Source organism: Flavobacterium fragile, from assembly GCF_023634865.1.
Classification (GTDB): Bacteria; Bacteroidota; Bacteroidia; order Flavobacteriales; family Flavobacteriaceae; genus Flavobacterium; species Flavobacterium fragile.
This window is the reverse complement of sequence record NZ_JAMLJN010000019.1, coordinates 1-1,885: the sequence shown is the minus strand read 5'-3', so window position 1 is coordinate 1,885 and position 1,885 is coordinate 1. Positions and strand designations below refer to the sequence as shown.

Annotated in this window: 1 protein-coding gene; it reads right to left on the bottom strand. The window is 39.5% G+C overall.

Annotated elements, in window-relative coordinates:
• The coding region (locus NAT47_RS12485; protein WP_317236606.1) for a beta strand repeat-containing protein at window positions 1-1,885 on the bottom strand (1,885 nt) is incomplete at both ends.

The following is a 1,885-nucleotide window of genomic DNA, read 5'->3' as shown; positions in this document are numbered from 1 at the left end:
ATGAATAGGTAGTTCCTGTCGGAATACTATTTAATGTAGAATTTGAAGGAGTGATGCTAAAAGACTCACCACTACAAATAGCCTCTGCAAAATTTTCAGTGATGCTAGGTTTCGGATTAACCGTAATCGTATAATTATAGGTACTCCCTGCACAAGTATTACCACCAGTAGTAGCTGCTACTGCAGTATAGTTAACATCAATAGGTGCATTTGTAGTGTTTACTAAGTTTTGAGCAGGTATTGTGTTCGTTCCTGAAGTAATTACCCCTGTAATTCCTGTAGGTTGAGTAGCAGTCCAAGAGAAAGTAGCTCCAGGAGTTGTACTGCTTAAATTTACCAAAGCAGAAGTTTCTCCCGAACAGATCGTTTGATTAGTAGGTGAGAAGGTAACCACAGGGCTAGGGTTTACGGTGATGGTAAACGTTTCTGCCACTCTGGAACATCCATTGGCTGTTGCTATAACAGATATAGTTGCTATTATAGGAGCTGTTCCATTATTTGTTGGTGTAAACACAGGGATGTTTCCAGTTCCTGAAGCCGCAAGTCCGATAGCAGTGTTAGAGTTTGTCCAAGTGTAGGTAGTTCCTGCTACCACATTTGTAAAAGCGATTTCCGTAGTACTAACTCCGTTACAATACGTTTGGTTGGTTAAATTTAAAGTAGTAGGAGTAGGATTAACTGTTATAGTAATAATAAAAGGTATTCCTGCACAAGCACCTGCCATTGGTGTTACGGTGTATTCTATAGTAGCAACTTCAGTTGTTGTATTGGTTAGTGTTTGACTAATTGTATTTACTCCTGTAGTTTGAGCTGAACCACCAGTAATAGCCCCAGCAGGAGTACTCACAGGTGTAGTCCATGTATATGTTGTAGTATTTGGTACAATATTTCCACTGCCATTTGTAGGTGTTGCATCAAAAGCAGTACCCGAACAAATAGTTTGTGTACTATTTTGGATAAATGGTTTAGGATTTACTACAACCGTAATGGTAAATGTATCTCCCACACAATTACCTGTATCACCAGAAGTTGGAGTAACGGTATACACGATTGTTTGAGCGGTATTGCTGCTATTGGTCAATGTTTGACTAATCGTGCTGATTCCAGCTACGTTAGAATCGCTAGCCCCTGTAATGTTTGTATTGTTGTTAACAGTCCAGGTGTAAGTAGTACCAATAGGAACAATATTTCCACTACCGTTTGTAGGAGTTACAGTAAAAGCGTTTTCTGAACAAATCGCTGGATGTGTTACGTTTGCAATAACAGGTTTAGGATTCACACTAATTACTACCGTAAATGTGTTACCTGCACAACCATTAGCTCTAGGTGTTACCGTGTAGGTAGCAGTTTGTACGATATTAGTAGGGTTCACTAAAGTACCGCTAATGCTAGTTTGATTGGTAGCACTTGTACCACCAGTGATTCCTCCTGTAACTATTGGTGCACTCCATGAATAGGTAGTTCCTGTCGGAATACTATTTAATGTAGAATTTGAAGGATTGATGCTAAAAGACTCACCACTACAAATAGCTTCTGTAAAACTTTCAGTGATGCTAGGTTTAGGATTAACCGTAATTGTATAATTATAAGTACTACCTGCACAAGTATTACCACCAGTAGTAGCTGCTACTGCAGTATAGTTAACATCAATAGGCGCGTTAGTACTGTTTACTAAGTTTTGAGCAGGTATTGTGTTCGTTCCTGAAGTAATAACCCCTGTAATTCCTGTAGGTTGAGTAGCAGTCCAAGAGAAAGTAGCCCCTGGAGTGGTACTGCTTAAATTTACCAAAGCAGAAGTTTCTCCCGAACAGATCGTTTGATTAGTAGGTGAGAAGGTAACCACAGGGCTAGGGTTTACAGTTATTGTAAATGTTTCAGCTACTCT